The sequence below is a fragment of the Marinobacterium weihaiense genome (genome assembly GCF_019061305.1).
Taxonomy (GTDB): Bacteria; Pseudomonadota; Gammaproteobacteria; order Pseudomonadales; family Balneatricaceae; genus Marinobacterium; species Marinobacterium weihaiense.
Genome location: NZ_JAHQZT010000071.1, coordinates 1 through 897 on the forward strand (window position 1 = coordinate 1; position 897 = coordinate 897).

General features: G+C 55.0%; 2 protein-coding genes. Both read left to right on the plus strand.

The window, feature by feature from the left end; translation table 11 throughout:
- A partial coding sequence (gene tnpA, locus KTN04_RS16610) for an IS66 family insertion sequence element accessory protein TnpA (protein ID WP_305799507.1) occupies positions 1–342 on the plus strand: 342 nt, incomplete at its 5' end.
- A complete protein-coding gene (tnpB, locus tag KTN04_RS16615; protein ID WP_217336336.1) occupies positions 342–710 on the plus strand; it encodes an IS66 family insertion sequence element accessory protein TnpB in 369 nt (122 codons plus the stop codon). The genes tnpA and tnpB, both read left to right, overlap by 1 nt.
- Positions 711–897 lie beyond the last annotated feature (187 nt).

Below are 897 nucleotides of genomic sequence, written 5' to 3' on the forward strand. Positions count from 1 at the left end.
CGTCACCTACGCGAGGAATCCATCATGAACTCAACCGAGCGCACACACTACTGGCAACAGTACATTGAACACTGGCGCGATACCGGGCTATCCGGTGCTGCTTTCTGCAAACAGCAATCACTGTCCTATCACCAGTTTGTCTATTGGCGCCGCAAGCTCGAAGCTACAGATGATGCGACCGGTACCGAGCGTGTGCCTACATCCGGCTTTGCTCGCGTCACCCAGGTGGCCGCTTCACCGCTATCGGATGATCTGACCCTGAGGCTTCCGGGCGGCATGGCCATTACCGGTCTGCATGCCGGTAATGTTGATCTGCTCGGTGCAATCCTGAGGCAACTCTGATGAAACCGCTGTATCTGCGTCCCTCTCGGTCCATGCCCGAGATCTATCTGTACCGTGAGCCCATTGATTTTCGCAAGCAGGCCAATGGCCTGGCGGTGCTGGTTGAGCAGGAGTTAGGGCGTAGCCCCTTCACTGGTGCCCTGTATGCCTTCACCAACCGGCAGCGTAACAAGATCAAGTGCCTGATGTGGGAAGACAACGGTTTTATCCTCTACTACAAGGCGCTGGCCGAAGAGAAATTCAAGTGGCCCAGCCCGGCTGATGAGCTCATGCCGTTGACCGGCGAACAGATCAACTGGTTGCTCGATGGTTATGACATCAGCCTGCTGCAAGGCCATAAAACCTTGCAGTATGAGGCCGTTGGATAGCCGGTTTTGGGTGCTTCAACTGGCTGTTTTTGATATAATTTTACCCATGAAAATACAGCCCGAAACCACCTCAAAGACGCCTGATATCAGCAGTTTATCGACCGCTGACTTGCTGTCGATGGTGGCCGGGCTGCAGCAGCAACTGGCCTCGAAAGAGGATGAGCTTGAGCAGCGGGATCAGGTCGTC